The 18,360-nt window shown below is 45.7% G+C and carries 11 protein-coding genes; 4 read left to right on the top strand and 7 right to left on the bottom strand.

Annotated features, from left to right (window positions below):
• The first annotated feature begins 62 nt into the window (after positions 1 to 62).
• Positions 63 to 2,600 carry a glycosyl hydrolase family 18 protein gene (locus tag IX91_RS21600; protein ID WP_004745795.1) on the top strand — a complete coding sequence of 846 codons (2,538 nt, stop codon included), beginning with the start codon at positions 63 to 65 and terminating at the stop codon, positions 2,598 to 2,600.
• An 83-nt stretch (positions 2,601 to 2,683) separates the two neighbouring features.
• On the opposite strand, the gene IX91_RS21595 is transcribed toward IX91_RS21600, so the two are convergent.
• From IX91_RS21595 to IX91_RS21580, 4 genes are all read right to left on the bottom strand, one after another.
• On the bottom strand, positions 2,684 to 4,798 hold the full coding sequence (locus IX91_RS21595; protein ID WP_004745796.1) for a type I secretion system permease/ATPase: 2,115 nt from the start codon (positions 4,796 to 4,798) through the stop codon (positions 2,684 to 2,686).
• Positions 4,799 to 4,815: 17 nt separating this feature from the next.
• Positions 4,816 to 6,726, bottom strand: a complete 1,911-nt coding sequence (locus IX91_RS21590; protein WP_004745797.1) for a bifunctional diguanylate cyclase/phosphodiesterase — start codon at positions 6,724 to 6,726, stop codon at positions 4,816 to 4,818.
• A gap of 5 nt (positions 6,727 to 6,731) precedes the next feature.
• A complete protein-coding gene (locus IX91_RS21585; protein WP_038197796.1) occupies positions 6,732 to 7,385 on the bottom strand; it encodes a transglutaminase-like cysteine peptidase in 654 nt (217 codons plus the stop codon).
• Between the two features lie 61 nt (positions 7,386 to 7,446).
• Positions 7,447 to 8,838 (bottom strand): HlyD family type I secretion periplasmic adaptor subunit, encoded by a 1,392-nt coding sequence (locus IX91_RS21580; RefSeq protein WP_004745799.1) that lies wholly within the window; start codon positions 8,836 to 8,838, stop codon positions 7,447 to 7,449.
• A 211-nt stretch (positions 8,839 to 9,049) separates the two neighbouring features.
• On the opposite strand from IX91_RS21580, the gene pdxH reads away from it, so the two are divergent.
• Positions 9,050 to 9,685 carry a pyridoxamine 5'-phosphate oxidase gene (pdxH, locus tag IX91_RS21575; protein ID WP_004745800.1) on the top strand — a complete coding sequence of 212 codons (636 nt, stop codon included), beginning with the start codon at positions 9,050 to 9,052 and terminating at the stop codon, positions 9,683 to 9,685.
• Between the two features lie 13 nt (positions 9,686 to 9,698).
• Here the strand turns inward: pdxH and IX91_RS21570 are convergent, their stop codons facing one another.
• The 3 genes from IX91_RS21570 to IX91_RS21560 form a co-directional block, all read right to left on the bottom strand.
• Positions 9,699 to 10,412 (bottom strand): helix-turn-helix transcriptional regulator, encoded by a 714-nt coding sequence (locus tag IX91_RS21570; protein WP_004745801.1) that lies wholly within the window; start codon positions 10,410 to 10,412, stop codon positions 9,699 to 9,701.
• A 264-nt stretch (positions 10,413 to 10,676) separates the two neighbouring features.
• On the bottom strand, positions 10,677 to 12,497 hold the full coding sequence (locus IX91_RS21565; RefSeq protein WP_004745802.1) for an SUMF1/EgtB/PvdO family nonheme iron enzyme: 1,821 nt from the start codon (positions 12,495 to 12,497) through the stop codon (positions 10,677 to 10,679).
• Between the two features lie 141 nt (positions 12,498 to 12,638).
• Positions 12,639 to 13,736 (bottom strand): PEGA domain-containing protein, encoded by a 1,098-nt coding sequence (locus tag IX91_RS21560; RefSeq protein WP_004749667.1) that lies wholly within the window; start codon positions 13,734 to 13,736, stop codon positions 12,639 to 12,641.
• A 495-nt stretch (positions 13,737 to 14,231) separates the two neighbouring features.
• Between IX91_RS21560 and IX91_RS21555 the strand changes: the two genes are divergently transcribed.
• Together IX91_RS21555 and putA are read left to right on the top strand one after the other, a co-directional pair.
• Positions 14,232 to 15,047 carry an AraC family transcriptional regulator gene (locus IX91_RS21555; protein ID WP_004745804.1) on the top strand — a complete coding sequence of 272 codons (816 nt, stop codon included), beginning with the start codon at positions 14,232 to 14,234 and terminating at the stop codon, positions 15,045 to 15,047.
• Positions 15,048 to 15,234: 187 nt separating this feature from the next.
• Positions 15,235 to 18,354 (top strand): bifunctional proline dehydrogenase/L-glutamate gamma-semialdehyde dehydrogenase PutA, encoded by a 3,120-nt coding sequence (putA, locus tag IX91_RS21550; protein ID WP_004749666.1) that lies wholly within the window; start codon positions 15,235 to 15,237, stop codon positions 18,352 to 18,354.
• The last annotated feature ends 6 nt before the right edge of the window (positions 18,355 to 18,360 follow it).

The raw sequence follows: 18,360 nt of genomic DNA, 5'->3' as shown, positions 1-18,360 counted from the left end.
CGTTAAAGAACAGATTTAGCTCTGATTTTAGAGTGAACATACAAGGAATGAGAGAAATAGGTATGAATCGTATTACATTGTGCGCGGCGGGTATCGCATTAGCGATCTCAGGCACGACAATAGCGGCACCAACGGCTCCAAGTGTTGATGTATATGGCTCCAATAATCTTCAGTTTTCTAAGATTCAGTTGGCGATGGAGACGACGTCTGGTTACAACCAGATGGTCAAGTATTTCGATGAGGCGGATATTACCGTTAAGTTTAATCAGTGGAGTGGCACGACGGGTGACACATACAAGGTTTACTTTGATGGTGTGCAAGTTGCAACAGGCCCAATTGCGGGCAGTCAAACTACAGCAAGCTTCAAATATGGTAAAGGCGGCCTTTATCAGATGACCATTGAAGCATGTGATGCAACGGGATGTAGCGTTAGCGCACCTGTTGAGGTGACTGTCGCTGATACCGATGGCTCACATTTGAAGCCATTAGCGATGAACATCGACCCAAACAATAAATCTTACAACACAGATCCAAACACAGTTGTTGGTACCTACTTTGTAGAGTGGGGGATCTATGGCCGTGACTATACAGTCGATAATCTACCAGCCGACAACCTGACTCATATACTTTATGGCTTTATACCAATTTGTGGACCGAATGAATCGGTTAAGTCGGTAGGCGGCAATAGTTACAATGCTTTGATGACAGCTTGTCAGGGAGTGCCTGATTATGAAGTTGTTATTCATGACCCTTGGGCAGCGTACCAGAAGAGCTTCCCTCAGGCTGGGCATGAATATAGCTCTCCTATCAAGGGCAACTACGCTATGTTGATGGCGCTTAAGCAGCGTAACCCAGATCTAAAAATCATCCCGTCAATCGGGGGGTGGACGCTTTCTGACCCATTTTTTGATTTTACCACTAAAGCCAACCGCGACACCTTTGTTGCTTCTGTTAAACGTTTCCTAAACACATGGAAATTTTACGATGGTGTCGACATTGACTGGGAATTCCCTGGCGGCGGCGGTGCGGCGGCTAATTTGGGTGATCCAGTCAATGATGGCCCAGCCTATATTGCATTGATGCAAGAGCTAAGAGCAATGCTCGATGAACTTGAAGCATCGACAGGCAGAACTTATGAACTCACCTCTGCCATTGGTGTGGGTTACGACAAGATTGAAGATGTGAACTATGCTGATGCGGTTCAATATATGGACTACATTTTCGCTATGACTTACGACTTCTACGGAGGTTGGAACAACGTTGTAGGTCATCAAACGGCGCTTTACTGTGGTAGCTTCATGCGTCCAGGTCAGTGTGATGGCACGGGTGTAGACGAAAATGGAGAACCGTATAAAGGTCCAGCTTACACGTCTGACAATGGTATTCAGCTTCTATTGGCACAAGGTGTACCTGCGAGCAAGCTAGTACTAGGCGCAGCAATGTATGGTCGAGGCTGGGAAGGCGTGACGCCAGACACCTTATCGGATCCAACTGATCCAATGACAGGTGTCGGGAACGGTAAACTTAAAGGTTCAACCGCTCAAGGCGTGTGGGAAGACGGTGTAATCGACTACAAAGGTGTGAAGTCTTTCATGCTTGGTGCTGATAATACAGGCATTAACGGCTTTGAGTATGGATATGATGCACAAGCTGAAGCCGCTTGGGTTTGGAACCGTACTACAGGTCAGCTGATCACATTCGATGATGACCGTTCTGTAAAAGCCAAAGGGGCTTATGTTCGTAGTCTAGGTCTTGCAGGCTTGTTCTCTTGGGAGATTGATGCAGATAACGGCGATATCCTTAATGCAATGCATGAAGGTTTAGCTGGTGGTCTACCAGTAAACCGTGCGCCTCAAGCAAGCGCTGGTGCGGATGTGATTGTTGTTGGTCCAGCAAATGTGACCTTGGATGGCAGTGCGTCAGCAGACTCAGATGGTACGATTGCGAGTTATCAATGGACACAAGTGTCTGGAGCGCCAGTGACACTTACTGGAGCGAACAGTGCGAGTGCAAGCTTCGCTGTGGCTGAAGTCACGCAGACAGAAACGCTTAGCTTTAAGCTTACAGTGACAGACAATGAAGGTGCGTCAGCTTCAGATACGGTTGTGGTTACCGTGAACTCGAAAGACGTTCCACCAGTGAACCAAGCGCCGGTAGCGGCAGTAACAGCGCCAGCAAATGTTAATGCGGGTGATGTTGTTGTGGTTGATGCCTCTGCTTCAACGGATGCTGACAACGATCCACTTACATATACTTGGGATGTACCAGCAGGTCTTAATGCAACAGTAAACGGGTCTAGCGTGACATTTACTGCGGCAGAATACACTGCGGACACATCACTTGCCTTTACTGTGACGGTTAGTGATGGAAAAGCAACATCAACGGCTTCTGCGACCGTTGTCGTGGCTAAGAAGTCAACAGGTGGAGAGCTATGTAGCAATCTTTGGGTTGATACAGCGGTATACAACGGCGGTGAGCAAGTTTCTTGGGCGGGTAAAGTTTGGGAAGCGAAATGGTGGACTCAAGGTGATAATCCATCACAGTCAGGCCAATGGGGCGTGTGGAAAGAAGTAGGTACGGCGAATTGCCCAACTAACTAATACCATTCGCTACAATGTAAAACTCTAACAAAAAGCCATTCGGGTTATCCGAATGGCTTTTTCTATTGGTTTAAACTGAGTCACTAATTAACCGCTCTAACCTTGCCTTGTTTGAGGTTGGTTAGAACTTCAGACTTAGGACCATCGGCAATTACACAGCCTTTTTCCATCACAATGACGCGGTCTACCACATCGAGCATCGATGTTTTATGAGTGATTAGAATCAGCGTCTCACTCGACTTCAATTGCGAAAGCTGCTGCTTGATGTGCATTTCAGAGCGGTTATCCATCGCACTAGTTGGCTCATCCAAAAGTAAGACGGGCGGACGACCCAGTAAAGAGCGAGCAATAGCCACTGCCTGACGTTGACCTCCAGAGAGTAACATACCGCCTTCACCCACTTGGCGCTCTAGTCCGGCGGGGTCTTGCTGCGTAAACACGGTGACACCCGCTCGGTTAGCGGCATCGAGTACATCTCTGTCGTCAGCAAGAGGACGACCTAGCGTGATGTTGTCACGTATGCTGCCATAAAAGAGCTGACTATCTTGCGGCACACAACCGATGTTTCTGCGAATATCAATATGGTGCAATTGTTCGATATCGGTATCATCGATTCGGACATGGCCCTCAGTAGGCTTATATAAACCCATGATCAAGCGCTCAAGGGTGGTTTTACCTGAACCAATACGACCAATAATAGCCACTTTTTCACCTGGGTTAATCGTCAGGCTTAAATCTCGAATAGAGGCAATCGGAGAGTCAGGGTAGTGGAATGTGACCTTATCTAGCTCGATCTTACCGTGAATAATTGGGCGGTGAATATAGCGTTTACCTTCCTCTTGTTCGTCTGGCATGGACATCACTTGCTCAATGATGGTCATCGATGATTTTGCTTGGTTGTAGCGAGTAGAAAGTAAAGATAGCTGAACCATAGGGCCGATTGCGCGACCACTGAGCATGGTAGCGGCGATGAGCCCACCCATAGTCAGTTCACCTTCGGAAATCAGATAAACACCGAGAATAATCATACCCACGTTAGAGGCTTGCTGAACAAATCCCGCAGTGTTTTGGATACCATCAGTGATACGGCGGCTCTTAATATTCCAGTTCGCCATATGAGCAACCGCTTCTTCCCAACGGAACTGGAACTGACTTTGTGCACCAAAAAGCTTGACCGTTTCAAGACCTGAAAGGCTCTCAATAAGGTTGGCGTATTTCTGAGACGCTAAACGTGAGCCCTCTTCGATGGTGTGTCTTAATGGACCTTGGATCAAGGCAGAGTAGATCACCAAAATCAGCACACCGACGATAGGGACGATGACCAAGTTACCTGCCATTAACCAAATCAGCACTAAGAACAGAATCGCAAAAGGCAAATCGATCAATGAACCAATGGTCGCAGAGGTGAAGAACTCGCGGATAGATTCAAACTCCTGAAGATGGCGTGCAAATGCACCGACCGAAGCAGGGCGAGCCTCCATACGAATCCCCATGACTTTACTAAACAGCTTAGATGAAATCAGTATGTCTGACTTCTTGCCCGCCACATCAATAAAGTAGCTACGCATTAACTTGAGAGTTAAGTCGAAGAGGAAGATAACAAAGATACCACTTGCCAGTACCCAAAGCGTTTCAAAAGCAAGGTTAGGCACCACCTTGTCATACACTAAGCGGGTAAACATAGGCGCTGCGACGGCAAATAGGTTGATTAAGATCGAGGCGATAAGTACATCGCGGTAGATCTTTTTCGATTGCCAAATCGTACCCCAGAACCAGTGCCCTTCACGGGTTTTAAGCACTTCTGGAGAGCGTTCATCGTAACGGAACTGTTTCTTTACTAAGAAGTAGCGACCAATATACAGTTGCTCAAGTTCGGCGATAGGGAGTGAAATCGGTACTAAACCTGACTCGCCAGTAACGATTTCCGCTTCTGTCTTGTCGTCATTAATGCTGTTGAGAACACAGGCATCGCCGCTTTTTAAGATCAACACAACGGGTAACACAAGCTGTGAAATCTCAGTGAGAGCAGATCGGTTCTCTTTTGCTACTAACCCGGCACGTTCCGCCGAACGTGGAAATAGGAAGGGTGTCAGCTTACCGTCTGACAGAGGCAAGCCATTTATGAGTGCCTCTGGAGAGTTCGCTAACCCGTAGTATCGACTGACGTAGATAAGTGAATTTAATAGCGGATCCTGCATGCTATACCTTTTGTTTATTATTTATCTACGATGAAGCCTTGGAAGACTTCAATAAAGTGCTCAGATAAGAAATCTAACTGAGTCTGAGTTTCGACACGTGAAGCGATAGTCTTGATGCCCAAGTTATGCGCTGTTCTCGAAATAGAGGTCAGAGTAAATTTCTGCTTCTCATCATCCAAGTGGTGAGTATAGAGATAATCTAGCTTCACATACGCAGGACGGAACTCGTTGATGTAGTCCAAAGATTGGAAGTTACGGCCATAGTTATCGACACCAAAATCTGCGCCTGCCCCGCGTACCGCATTACAGAAAAGCGCTGTGTGGTGCGGCGAGTTGATAAAGCAGTTTTCAGGAATCTCAAAATGCAGCAGTGAGGCAACTGACGAATGTTTGTTTAGCAATTGCGTCACCCAACGGATAAAGCTTGGCTGAGAGATACTGCTCTGCGCAATGTTGATCGCAACAGGTTCACTAAATTCGCCTGCTTCTAGTCGCTCGACAATCGCCTTAATCACATATTCGTCGAATAGGTGGCTAGCATTAAGCTGTTCTAAAGCAAACAGGTATTGATTGGCGCTGTAGCGTTCGCCATCTTTCTCAATCGCAGAGAAAACTTCGCGGTGATAAGCTTGCCCCCAACTGTTATTGGCAGCCTGAAAACGGAAGCTAAACCAATCATTGCTGATCGCTTCTTCCACCAAGGTTTTCCACTGCTGTTTACCCATTAGGTTGTCAGTGTCTTCTCCAGTCACATAACCGTAGTTAAGTTCTGGGTTTGACTTCGCATTGGCCAAAGCGTTATCAAGCATGGTGAGCAGTTCTGTCGAGTTTGTCGAAGCCTTGTTGAAAACCACACCCAACGACAAGTTGGCGGTCGCCATACCTGTTGGATCGGCGTTGATATCTTGCACGTATGTAACAATGCTCTCGGCAATCAACTTAAGCTCAGAATCATCGACATTTGGTAAGATAAAACCAAATTCCTCTGTAGAGATACGCGCTAGAGTGACATCTGGAGATGACATAGACACCTTCAAGTGATCTGCGAGCTCTCGAACCATACCATCACCCGCTTCATAGCCTTTCTCTTCATACAGTTCGCGAATGAAGCTAGCTTCCAGTATTGCAACACCGCCAATACCACCTTCGCCAATCCACGAGTTAAGCTGACTCATGTAGTACGCGCGGTTACCAAGTTGCGACACTGGGTCAATGTAGGCACGTTCACGAAGTTGCTGAGCTTCTTTTGCTTGTGCTTTGAAGGATTTCTCAAGTTGGGCGGACATGCTGTTAATGCCATCAACAACATAGATTAAGTCTTGTGTTGCTGGTCGAGGAAGTGGCTCGCCAAACTGATTGTTCGCGACTTGCTCCATTTTGCTTACGATAAGCTGCAAAGGGCGAAGCGCGCGTTTTAGGATGAAAGAGATAGAGAACAAACCAATCAGCATGATTATACAAAAAGCAATCACCAAGCGCTCAAATGCAAGCCATAGTTGGGTGTAGGCATCCCCAGGGTGGCTGACAATCTCGACTTCGGCTAGCTGCATCCATCCGCTCGTCACAACGCGTCGGTCGTGGATCTTTTCAAACAGGTTGAGGCGAGTGAACCATTTAGGCACATTGTTTGGCTTTATTGGATACGAGCGTAGAATCTCGTCTCCAGTATCAAGGAAGATCAAACGCACCACAGAATAACTACTTCCATCAAACAAGGCATTGATGACCGATTCCACGGCAACTTGGTCCTTGTTTTCTAAATACGGGGCTAACGCGAGACCGACCGTATTGATGGTGTTATTCACCTCAGAGCGCTGCTGTTGAATGAGGTTATTTCGAGTGGTGTTAAATTCGATGATAAACACCGAGATTAACAGCATCAAAATGACCGCAATCATACCTGCGACAAGTTGTTTATATAAAGTCATATTGCCTACTCATCATAATTGACTACTGGTTTATTTAGTTTGAGCGATTTCTCGCGCGCACGGAGGTCATTCCATAGGCTTAGCCTCGAAGACTTCCCTGCAAGTTGTCCCTGTTTCGACTTCATCAGCCATAGATTCTTACCGTTGAAACTGTATATAGGTAATAGATCTCGGCGTTTAGATGCACGTTTAATTTGTGGGTTGATGTTGTCGAGCAGAATCGGTTCTGCACTTGGCTTGGAGTAATAGGCCAAAACCATATGAAACTGATTTAATTCAATGGCTTTAACATACACCAAGCGGAGTTTTTTATCTGATACACCCAGTTCAAGAAGGGAAAAATACTTAGCGATGGTGAAGTCTTCACAGTCCCCTGCATTACTACCAAGGAACTCCAAAGGCGTCGCCCAGTAATCGTTTTTGCCCCATAGGTGAATATCGTTGACGAAATTGAGTTGATTGAAGAAGTTATTTACTTTGGTCAGCTTATCCCGTTCAGGGATCGACTTATACTGCGCCATCTCTTTACGCCACGTCTCGACACGGCGGCCGGCGCGATCACCGTAGGTTTTTCGGACAGCATCGACCCAGCGTTGCTCTTGGGTATTAAGAGCAAACGATGTGGTTGTGGCTAACAGCAGTACAGCAAAAGCAATCAGGCCGTTGGCAAACACGCGAACGTTCAAATTGTTTTCTCTGACTCTTTGTTCATCATGCAATCTATTCCTTTAGAGCATTGTTCTGCGCGCTAAGAATCGGCTTAAGCAGATATTCTAAAATGGTGCGTTTACCCGTAATGATGTCGACCGATGCGGTCATCCCCGGGATAATCGGTAGCGAGTTGTCTTTGTCTAGACTTGTCTCTTTAGTCCGTACTCGCACAAGATAGAAGCTATTTCCCTCTTCGTCGGTGGTTGTATCGGCGCTTATGTGTTCGAGCGTTCCCTCTAAACCACCGTATTTAGTGAAGTCATAAGCACTAAACTTAACGATAGTGTGAAGGTCCGGACGCAGAAACGCGATATCTTGAGGCGCGATTTTGGCTTCAACAAGTAGCGTGTCTTCGCTTGGTACAATTTCAACAATATCCATACCCGGTTGGATAACACCACCAACAGTGTTGACGTTGAGGGTTTTGACCGTGCCGGTCACAGGAGAGGTGACGATAGTACGGTTGACTCGGTCTTCTAAACCCACGGTTGATTCTGTGAGCGAAGAGAGTTTGTCTTGTGCTTGGTTTAGCTTCTCTTGTTGCTCTGAGCGGAACTTCTGCGCCGCATCAATGCGGCTAAGCATGGCTTCGCGAATCGCAGATTTAAGGACTGGAACCTTGAGTTCGCTAGAAGTCATCTCGCGGCGAGTATCGTTAACCTGACGCTGAAGTTTGAGCAGTTCAATTCTTGGTACGACACCTTCTTCAGCAAGCGGCTTAGTAATCTCAAGCTCTTTGTTGGCAAAGCGATAGCTCTCGCGTAAGTTTCTAACGCGAGCTTGGATTTCAACCAGATCTTGTTGCTTCTGTTTTACCTGTTGATCAAGTAGCGATATCTGGTTACGCAGATTATTTAAATCTTGGCGATACTCTGCGCGTTGGCGAGCGACTAGATTAGGTTGTGTTTCTTCGAGAATCGGGGGGAAGGCCAACTTGTTAAAGTTGAGTAGTACACTCTTTTGCCAGTTGGTTTCATCAAAATCTTCGTTGAGCTCTACACTCGTAATGGAAGCCGAGAGCTGTAAAACACTCGCCGTTAAGTTGGCGACTTGTTGTTCACGCTCACGGTAATCGGAACGGAAACGCGTATCGTCAATAAGCAATAGCTGCTGGCCTTTTTCAACCTTTTGGCCTTCACGGACAAGGATCTCTTTGACTAGACCACCTTCTAAGTTTTGTACTACTTGAATCTGAGAAGAAGGAACGACTTTACCTTGACCAACCGTGACCTTGTCGATTTCTGCCCAAGATGCCCATAAAGCGGCAAGCACAAAAAACAGCACCATGATCCACAGCATCACACGCGCACTATTCGGTGTGTTTAGTAAGAGTGCCGCTGTTTTGTCGTCGACATAGTCCAGTTCGTTCGGAGTAAGCTTGTCATAACCGCTCTTACTCATGGGTAGTCCTTATTATATAGAGTTATTCTATTGATTTTATTACTCATGACCCAAAATGTTAAGGATTTGCTGTCATATTTATTCTAGTAAAATAGTTAACTTAGATTTAATCGATGGTTTTTATAGAGTGTAGCGTTATCCGTTGCCTTGGGCTTGAGTTCTTATCATTAAGAGCGCACAATCGACAAAAAAATTTCGCCGAGGAGAAAAGATGGAACTTGATGATATTCGTCGCGAATACACAAAAGGTGGTTTGCGAAGAAAAGATTTGTTGTCAGACCCAGTTGCTCAATTCAATTTGTGGTTGAAGCAAGCGATTGATGCCAAGCTAACAGATCCAACAGCAATGACAGTGGCAACGGTGGATGAAACAGGTCAGCCTTTCCAACGAATAGTCTTGCTAAAAAACGTCGATGAGCAAGGATTTATATTCTATACCAACTTGGGTAGTCGTAAGGCGCAACAAATCGAGCACAATGCTAAGGTGAGCTTACATTTTCCTTGGCATCCGCTGGAAAGACAGGTCCATATTACTGGAGTTGCAGAAAAACTCAGTGCCGTCGAAAATATGAAGTATTTCTCTTCAAGACCTAAATCCAGTCAGCTTGCGGCGATTGCCAGTAAACAAAGCAGCCGCATTTCAGCACGTGGGGTTTTAGAAGGTAAGTTCCTAGAGCTTAAAAAGAAGTTTGAAGCAGGTGAAATCCCGGTACCAAGTTTCTGGGGAGGCTATCGTATTAGGCCAGAAAGCATCGAATTCTGGCAAGGAGGCGAACATCGACTTCATGACCGTTTCTTGTTTTCCAAAGATCACGAAGCGTGGCATATTGATCGCCTTGCTCCATAGTCAAAACGCCGCATTACGCGGCGTTTTCTGCATTAAGAGCAACGGAAATCTGAGTCTTTAACAAGGTTTCTGGGATGTAGGACCCGTAGCCTTGCTCAAGTGCCAGATCGATCAGATGAGCCTTAGAGTGAGCACCAAATTTGTGCCTAAGCCTAACGACATAGCTTTCCAATGTCTTGATCGATATCTTCATTATTTTCGCGATATAGCTTGGCTTTTTCCCATACAACAATAGAAACAGTGCTTCAGATTCTCTAGAGGTCAGTTTACTGTTTAAGGTGCTGGTTGGTGGCGTATCACCTGCTAACGTTTCATTTGATGTGAGTCCAGTCGCTCGACATATCCAGTGGCTCACTTCTAAAATCGCTGTGTTCGACAACTCTTGGCCATAAAATATGGTGCCTTGTACCTGCCCACTGTCGTCTAGCCAAGGGGTCTTAGTAAAGATGTGCGCACGCCAACTACCATCAGGGTAGGGGTGAATATCTAAGATCTTAAGTTGGGCCTTGTTCTCTATGACATATCGGTCTTGGCGCACGAAATCAGCAGCACAACGAGAGGTTGGGCTTGGCATTTGGCTATCCGACAAACCACTACACTGGCTCGACTGCGTAAAGCCGATAAGCTTAGCGTAGGCATCGTTGGCGTAAACAAAAACAGAATTGAGGTCTTTACAGCCCCAATAGCCGGGGAGTTGATTGAATAGAGAGGCTTGTTGTTCGTTCACTTATCAATATAAATCTTATAAAACAGAACGAATATCATATCAGACTTAAATATTCTGTACGATAAAAAATGCCAGGCACCATACGATGACTGGCAAACACAAGAAATAATCTTGTCGACGTGTAGAAGAGGTTCTATGAACTCAGTGATTCACTGAGTATAGACGTATCAATAGATACTGAGTTAGGTAATACAACCTGACTCGTTAGTTGTCATATCTCTTTGATAGTAATAAAAAAGGGGGGAAATCCCCCCTTTAGACTGGTTAGTTGATGTCTCGGACGACGCGGAAACCGAGGTAGTTTGCCGCTTCAAAGGTAGATAAGAACAGTTGCTTATCAGAAGCCGCCATTTCAGGGGAAAAATTCCAAGCGCCACCTTTTGCGATACCTTTAGGGCTGCTTGTCCATTGCCAAACGTTGCCCACTACATCATAGAGACCAAGTTGGTTTGGCTTAAAGGCACTGACTGGCGATGTGCTCGCGTTAGACCACGGAGTACCACTCCAACCGGTATTGGCTTCACCTGAGATGAAGGCGTCGCCCCACCAATATTTATCTTGGCTACCAGCGCGTGCAGCAACTTCCCACTCTTCTTCAGTAGGTAGACGATAAGCCGCGCCTGTCTGCTTGCGTAGCCAATTCGCATACGACTTGGCATCGTTTTGGCTGACACAAACCACAGGAGAGTTCGGGTACTGCTTAAAGCCAGGATCACGCCAGCTTGCTTTAGATACAGGAGTAACTTCACCATTCACAAGTGCAGTACAGGTGTTTTTAAGTTCTGCATCCGTTTGGTAATTGGTGTGCTCGACAAAGGTAGCAAATTGACTCACCGTTACAGGAGTCGCGCCAATGCCGAAAGCATGATCAAGGAATACTTGTTTCGAAGCGTTTTCCCCCGTGAAGTATTTTCCTTGTAAAATAGCAATCATTTCAGGTGCTTGACCATCATTTGCCATACCGTCAGCAAACTTACTACCCGCTCGAAGTGGGTTTGACTTTTCTTTTAAAACTGCTCGAATGGCAGTGTCTGACTTTACTGATACTTGCTGGGTAAAAGCTTTGTAGCCTTCTTTTTGTACGGTAATGTCGTGAAGACCGATAGGCAGCATAATTTCAACGGGTGTACTACCGTAGGAAACGCCATCGATATAAACACTGTCGTTGAACTGATTAGAACGTACCGCAAGTGTTACCCATGCCATTTCTTGGTCAGCTTGCAGCTCTCGTGACGCGCCAGGTGCGAAACAGTACTGAGTGTCAACCTGCAATAAGTCACATGCTGCTCTCGCTTTAGGGCGTGATTCAAGCTCAACATCCATGATAGTGCGATAACGGACACCATCGTAGAAACCGGCTTGCTTAGTCACATGTTTAATCACATGGATATTAAGAGATGTGTCATTGATATTGCGCTTAACCAGACCACTTTCGCTAGTTTGTTCGGCAATTTCAGCTCTAAACTGTTTGACGGCTTTTTGCAGAGCAAGCTCTTTAGTTTGCTGGTCACATTGCGAAAGCGTAAGCGAAGGCTGGCATCGGTTAGTAAAGCTAACGGAAATCTGCTGCGGTTGTTTCAGCTCAGCCCTAAGCTGCTCAACTCTCGCACGAATCTTGTCTTCGTCTAAACTAGCGATCTTTTGTTCAATAGCTTCAAGCTCAGCTTGGCGAGTTGCAAAGACATTGCGTATTTCTACCAGCTCTTGCTCAGTCGACAAGCGTGCTTTTTGGTTCTGTTTAACCGCCGACCACGCATCTTGGTAAGCTTTTTGTGATGCAGCAAGATCAATGTTTGGATCGTCAATCATGCGTTGGTAAGCATTTTCTAGCTTACTTTTCGCGTTAGTGAACGCGTCATCCAAAGACTTGGCCTTTTGTTCAAGAGAGTCCAATTCTGATTTCTTGCTATCTAGCAGCGCTTGCTGCTGTTCTTTCGCTTCTAGCGCAGCTTTTAACTCATCGTGTGTAGTGAAGAGTTGGTCATCAATCTGAACCAATGTCTTCGGCGCTTCTTCTGCTACCACAGGAGAGAGAAGCAAACACGGAGATAATGCTAACAAAAGGGCTGGTAAACCTGGGCGCATGTCTTTCTTCTACATCTAATTATTGATTAATTGGCTTATTTTAAACGAAAACGCCACTTTGTCTTAAGTTATCCTTTAATAACTTAGGATCAAAATGGCGTTTTTAGCTCAATCTTGTGAATTCAGCATGAATTTCAAGCGTTATCCACTCGGACGTAGCTTAACCCAAACCGTGTCATTCGCATTCACACTGATTTCGCGGTTGTAGGTTTCGTACCCACTTTTCGATACGGTTACTTGGTGCTGGCCACGTGGAAGAACAACTTCTACTGGAGTGCTACCGTAATTGATACCGTTGATAACAACTGCATCGTCGTACTGATCAGAACGAACGGTTATGTTTACCCAGTTCTTATCGTTCTTTTTGGTTTTTGCTGCTTGCTCGCCTTTCAAGCAGTAGCGAGAAGAAACATTGAGCAGCTTACATGCCGCTGAAGCTTCTGGTCGAGCTTGAAGTTGAGACTGCATTTGCGTGAAGTAACTATTGTTACCTTCAAAACCAGAACGGATGATTTGGCTTTCCTGAACATGTACGTTTAGCTGAACACCTTTAGCATTTTGCTTGGCTAAGTTCGACTCAGTTAATCGATCCATTAACTTAGCTTTAAACGCTTTCACCGCTTTCTGCTTAGTTAAGTATTGGCCTTGGCTAGTACATTCGCCCAATGTCATGGTCGAAGAACAGGTCGTTTTGAAACTCGTTTCTAGCACATCGCTTTCACGGAGCTCTGCGGCAATACGCTTCACACGTGCTTCCACTTTTTGCTCTTGCAGGTAAGAAAGCTCAGAGTTGAGTCGTGCCTGTTTCTGCTTAATTTGCGAAAGGCGCATTTCACTTTCTGTGATGGCTTGCTGGTTCTCAAGCAGAGAAGACTGGTTTTCTTTCACTTCAGACCATGCGTCCTGATAGGCCTTCTGGAAAGAAACTAAGTCGATGTCTGGATCATCTAAAAGACGGTTATACTGTTTGTCCAGTGCCGACTTGGTTCGATTACGCTTAGCGTTGAGCTCTTGCTCACTACGCTTAAGTTTACTCTTATCATTCTGAAGTTGTTGGAGGCGTTCAGCTTCAGAGTCGAACTCTGTAGCCATAGTACCCATTTCCGCTTCTTTATTTTCTAATTTACTCTCGATTTCAGCGACAGGATCAGCCTGTACATTTTCATCTGCAAAAATCGAAGTCGAAACCCAAAGAGGGCTTAGCGCAAGCAAAAGCGCTGGGATGCGACGTATGATCATAAGTCCCTGCAACAATTAACGTTTAAATTACCAAAGTAAAATATTTAAACCCAGTACATGTTCGAATCGATATGTACCTTAAAATAGGAAAAAGACAAACTTTTGACAGTCCATTGCTAAGGTGCCTTGCAAAGGTCTATTTCTTCCATTTATTCCTCTCCATTTCTAGAGAGTCTGACCTAAGCTTATCATAAATCGAGATAAACTTATCCATTACCTAATCCATTTTGGGCGCATTGAAGAAATATGCAAGTAAAGAATCTTGATCGATTAGAGGTAAAATGGATAGAAGTGACATAAGCCGTAATTTATGTGCACTTGATCATTCTTCCAGTAGGCTGGATGATGATTTTTTCAACAACTGGAAACCGAGTCAGAGACGAGCCTTACTGAGCAAAATGCAACCTATTTGATAAATTATCAATAGGAATTTCGAGTTGAATCACTTTTGGTATACCATGAACATTCCGCCACCAAATACACTAGTGGACCGCTATGTCTTCACCCTTTAAGTCAGAAAATAAACCATCAGCTGCCAAAGATTTGTCGCCTTTGCCTGCGCAATTGGTCACTTTGCCATCTTATATGGATTGTCATGACCATAATTACACGCAAGTGGTGATTGGATTGAAAGGAAAAGCGGAGTTCGAAGTCAGTGGCTACGGTAATTTGGTGGGACCCGGTCAAGGCTGTGTGGTGACTTCTGGGACGGGTCATGCTTTTGGTAGCGTATTGGATCAATCGGATATCTTAGTGCTCAATATGCCGTTGCCTAAAGACGATGATCCTTTGTTGTTACAAAGGCTGAACGACCTGAATCAAAAGGATACCTACTTTCAGCTCGACAGCCAGATTCAAAAGTTGATTCAAATGCTGGTAGCGGAAATGCAGTCTAGCCCAGATGACCTTCTGCTAAGCCGAGCCTGTAACGATACGGTTGTTGCGCTGTTGCAGCGCCACATGTCAGCGTTTACTAGTATTCGACGAGATTCGCGTTTTGATTTAGAGGCGATCGATCGTTATATCGAGCAACATCTAAGTCAAAAAATCTCCGTCACGCAGCTTGCTGGCAGTGTGTTCCTTGGAGAGAGCCAGTTTCACTCGTTGTTTAAAGAGCAAATGGGCATCACTCCCCATCAATACGTATTGGGCAAACGCATTGATATGGCTAAGCAGTTGATAGAGCAAGGTCATCTCACTTTAGGTCAAGTGGCCGAATTTACCGGATTCTCCGGCCAAAGTGCCTTCACACACACCTTTTCTCGCCTACAAGGCATGTCGCCGTCTCTGTACAAGAAACAATTTGGTTAAAGAAGATAACTTTAACCATATATTATTTTGCTTATTTGCATGTGACTCTGTATTTGTTTTGTTAATAATCAGAGTTTTTAGCAAAAAACTCGGAGTTTTTGACAAGTAATCTTCTCGGGCTCAAAATACACTGCAAGCCATTGTAGGAAACCTGAACTGATTTCAGGTGTGAGATTGAGGAAAACGCATGTTTACAGCGACTGACGTGTTAAATGCTGAGTTTGTTGAGCAACCGCTTAACAAGCTTTGGTCGTTGATCTCTCCACTATACATGGTGGATGAATCACAATGGCTTAATCAATTGTTGCCATTAGCAATGCCAAGCGATGGCGAAAAAGAACAAATTGCGGCCAAGACGACCCAACTTATTGAAGCGATACGAGCGGATAAAAAGTCGATTCAGATGATCGATGCTCTACTGCTTGAATACAGCCTTGATACGCAAGAAGGTATCTTGCTGATGTGTTTGGCAGAAGCGTTGATGCGTATCCCAGATTCAGCAACGGCTGACGCACTGATTCGAGACAAATTGACTGTTGCGGATTGGAAATCTCATCTTAAGAATTCAGACTCTGTGTTTGTTAACGCCTCGACATGGGGATTAATGTTGACAGGCAAAGTTGTTGGTCTCTCTGAAAACGAATCTCAGAGCCCAGTGAGTGCGGTTAACCGTCTAGTGAATAAAATGTCTGAGCCTGTGATCCGTAAAGCGATGCACCAGGCAATGAAAGTGATGGGGCACCAATTTGTACTTGGACGCAGCATTGCGGAAGCGCAAAAAAATGGTCGCCCAATGCGCGACAAAGGCTTCACCTATTCTTATGACATGCTAGGTGAAGCGGCACTAACAACCGCTGACGCTAACAAGTACTTTAAAGATTACCTCATGGCGATTGAAGCCGTAGGGCGTGACAATTACGGATTGGATACTAGCCCAGCGCCATCGGTTTCGATCAAGCTATCTGCACTTCATCCACGTTACGAAGTTGCCAATGAAGAGCGCGTACTGACTGAGCTCTATGACACGCTGCAGCAGTTACTTCGCCGTGCGGTTGAGCTTGATGTTGCAATTACCATTGATGCAGAAGAAGCTGACCGACTTGAGCTTTCTCTAAAACTGTTTGAAAAAGTGTATCGCAGCGAACTAGTTAAAGGCTGGGGTAAGTTTGGCCTGGTGATTCAAGCCTACTCGAAACGTGCTTTGCCTGTTCTAGTTTGGATCAATGGTCTAGCAAAAGAACAGGGTGACCTGATTCCACTTCGCCTTGTAAAAGGTGCCTACTGGGACAGTGAAATCAAGTGGTCACAACAAGCGGGTTACACTAACTATCCAGTTTATACTCGTAAAGAAGCGACAGACGTAGCATATCTAGCCTGCGCGCGCTTCCTACTGAGCGACAATGTTCGCGGTAATATCTTCCCACAGTTTGCTAGCCACAATGCTCAGACTGTGACTTCAATTGCGGTCATGGCAGAACACAAAGATTTTGAATTCCAACGTCTGCACGGTATGGGGGATTCCCTGTACAACCACGCGATGGAAGCTTACCAACAGTCAGTTCGTATTTATGCGCCAGTTGGTAGCCATAAAGACCTGCTTCCTTACCTGGTACGTCGATTACTAGAAAACGGCGCTAACAGCTCTTTCGTACATCGATTGGTCGATGCACGCTGTCCTGTAGAGACGTTGACCCAGCATCCAGTTGATATGCTAAATGCGTTTGAAACGCTAAACAATGCCAGTATCCCACTGCCAACTGACGTGTTCCCTGAGCGCAAGAACTCACTTGGCATCAACGTTGATATTGAAAGTGAAGCGAAGCCGTTTGAGCATGAAGTGGAAAGCTTCTTGAACAAAAACTGGACGGCTGGGCCGATCATTAATGGCGAGTTCTTTGCCGAAAGCATGATCAAGGAAAACATCAACACAGAATTGGTAACGGCGCCTTACGACAGACGTATCCATGTCGGTCAGGTGGCTTTTGCTACCCTTGATCATGTTTCCGCTGCCATTGAAGGTGCAGAGCAAGCATTTAGTGCATGGCAATCGAGTCCAAAATCTCAACGTGCTGAAAAACTGGATACTTTAGCCGACTTACTTGAAGAGCACTTAGCAGAACTGGTTGCTATCTGTCATCAAGAGGCAGGTAAGACGATTCATGACAGCATTGATGAAGTTCGTGAAGCGGTAGACTTCTGTCGTTACTACGCTAAACAAGTCGATGCACTTGGCGAACTGGCAGTGAAAGGCTTTGATGGTCAAAGTCGCGTTGTTACTCGTCAAGGACGTGGTGTCTTTGTTTGTATTAGCCCTTGGAACTTCCCGTTGGCGATTTTCCTTGGACAAGTGACCGCTGCTCTTGTTTCTGGAAACACGGTTGTTGCTAAGCCTGCGGAGCAAACCAGTTTAATCGCAGCTCGCGCTGTAGAACTTATGCTAGATGCAGGTTTCCCGGCAGGCACAATCCAACTACTTCCTGGCCGTGGCGCAGAAATTGGCTCAGCATTGACCTCGCACTCTGCAATTGCAGGTGTCGCGTTTACAGGCTCAACCGCAACCGCACAGCGAATTAACCAAACCTTGGCCGAACGTGATGCAGCGCCAGTGCCATTTATCGCTGAAACTGGTGGTCAAAATGCGATGATCGTTGATAGTACTGCGCTACCAGAGCAAGTGGTTCGTGATGTTATTCGTTCTGCTTTCGCTTCCGCGGGTCAGCGCTGTAGTGCACTGCGCGTTCTCTATGTTCAGGAAGATATCGCTGATCGTATCGTTGCCCTTATTCAAGGTGCGATGCAGGAATTGAGCGTAGGCAAGCCTTATCTTCATTCTACTGATGTTGGTCCAGTTATCGATCAGACGGCTAAAACGAAACTGCTTCAGCACATTGAGCGAATGAGCAGCAGTGAAAAGAAAGTCGCTCAGCTTGCGTTGTCTGAAGAGCATGAACACGGAGACTTTGTTGCTCCTACTGCTTTTGAAATTGGTGATATCTCTTGTCTTGAAGAAGAGCAGTTTGGACCTATCTTGCACATCGTTCGTTTTAAAGCGAGTGAGTTGCACCAGATTGTTGACAAGATCAATACCACTGGATTTGGTTTGACGATGGGCATTCACAGTCGTAACGAAACGACCTATCGCTGGATCGAAAAGCACGCTCGCGTAGGTAACTGTTACATCAACCGAGATCAAGTTGGTGCTGTGGTTGGTGTTCAGCCGTTTGGCGGTCAAGGTTTATCTGGCACGGGTCCTAAAGCTGGCGGTCCACACTACCTGTACCGTTTTACCCAAACACAATTTTCTTAATTGAGT

It is taken from the genome of Vibrio tubiashii ATCC 19109 (assembly GCF_000772105.1).
Taxonomy (GTDB): domain Bacteria; phylum Pseudomonadota; class Gammaproteobacteria; order Enterobacterales; family Vibrionaceae; genus Vibrio; species Vibrio tubiashii.
Note: the sequence above shows the minus strand (reverse complement) of the source record. Positions and strands in the feature narration are given on the sequence as shown.

Bases quoted from the DNA above. Each gene is read 5' to 3' on its own strand.
- IX91_RS21565 (WP_004745802.1), bottom strand. From the start codon at position 12,497: ATGCGCCCAGGTTTACCAGCCCTTTTGTTAGCATTATCTCCGTGTTTG.
- IX91_RS21555 (WP_004745804.1), top strand. From the start codon at position 14,232: ATGTCTTCACCCTTTAAGTCAGAAAATAAACCATCAGCTGCCAAAGAT.
- IX91_RS21595 (WP_004745796.1), bottom strand. From the start codon at position 4,798: ATGCAGGATCCGCTATTAAATTCACTTATCTACGTCAGTCGATACTAC.
- IX91_RS21560 (WP_004749667.1), bottom strand. From the start codon at position 13,736: ATGATCATACGTCGCATCCCAGCGCTTTTGCTTGCGCTAAGCCCTCTT.
- IX91_RS21600 (WP_004745795.1), top strand. From the start codon at position 63: ATGAATCGTATTACATTGTGCGCGGCGGGTATCGCATTAGCGATCTCA.
- IX91_RS21590 (WP_004745797.1), bottom strand. From the start codon at position 6,726: ATGACTTTATATAAACAACTTGTCGCAGGTATGATTGCGGTCATTTTG.
- IX91_RS21580 (WP_004745799.1), bottom strand. From the start codon at position 8,838: ATGAGTAAGAGCGGTTATGACAAGCTTACTCCGAACGAACTGGACTAT.
- pdxH (WP_004745800.1), top strand. From the start codon at position 9,050: ATGGAACTTGATGATATTCGTCGCGAATACACAAAAGGTGGTTTGCGA.
- putA (WP_004749666.1), top strand. From the start codon at position 15,235: ATGTTTACAGCGACTGACGTGTTAAATGCTGAGTTTGTTGAGCAACCG.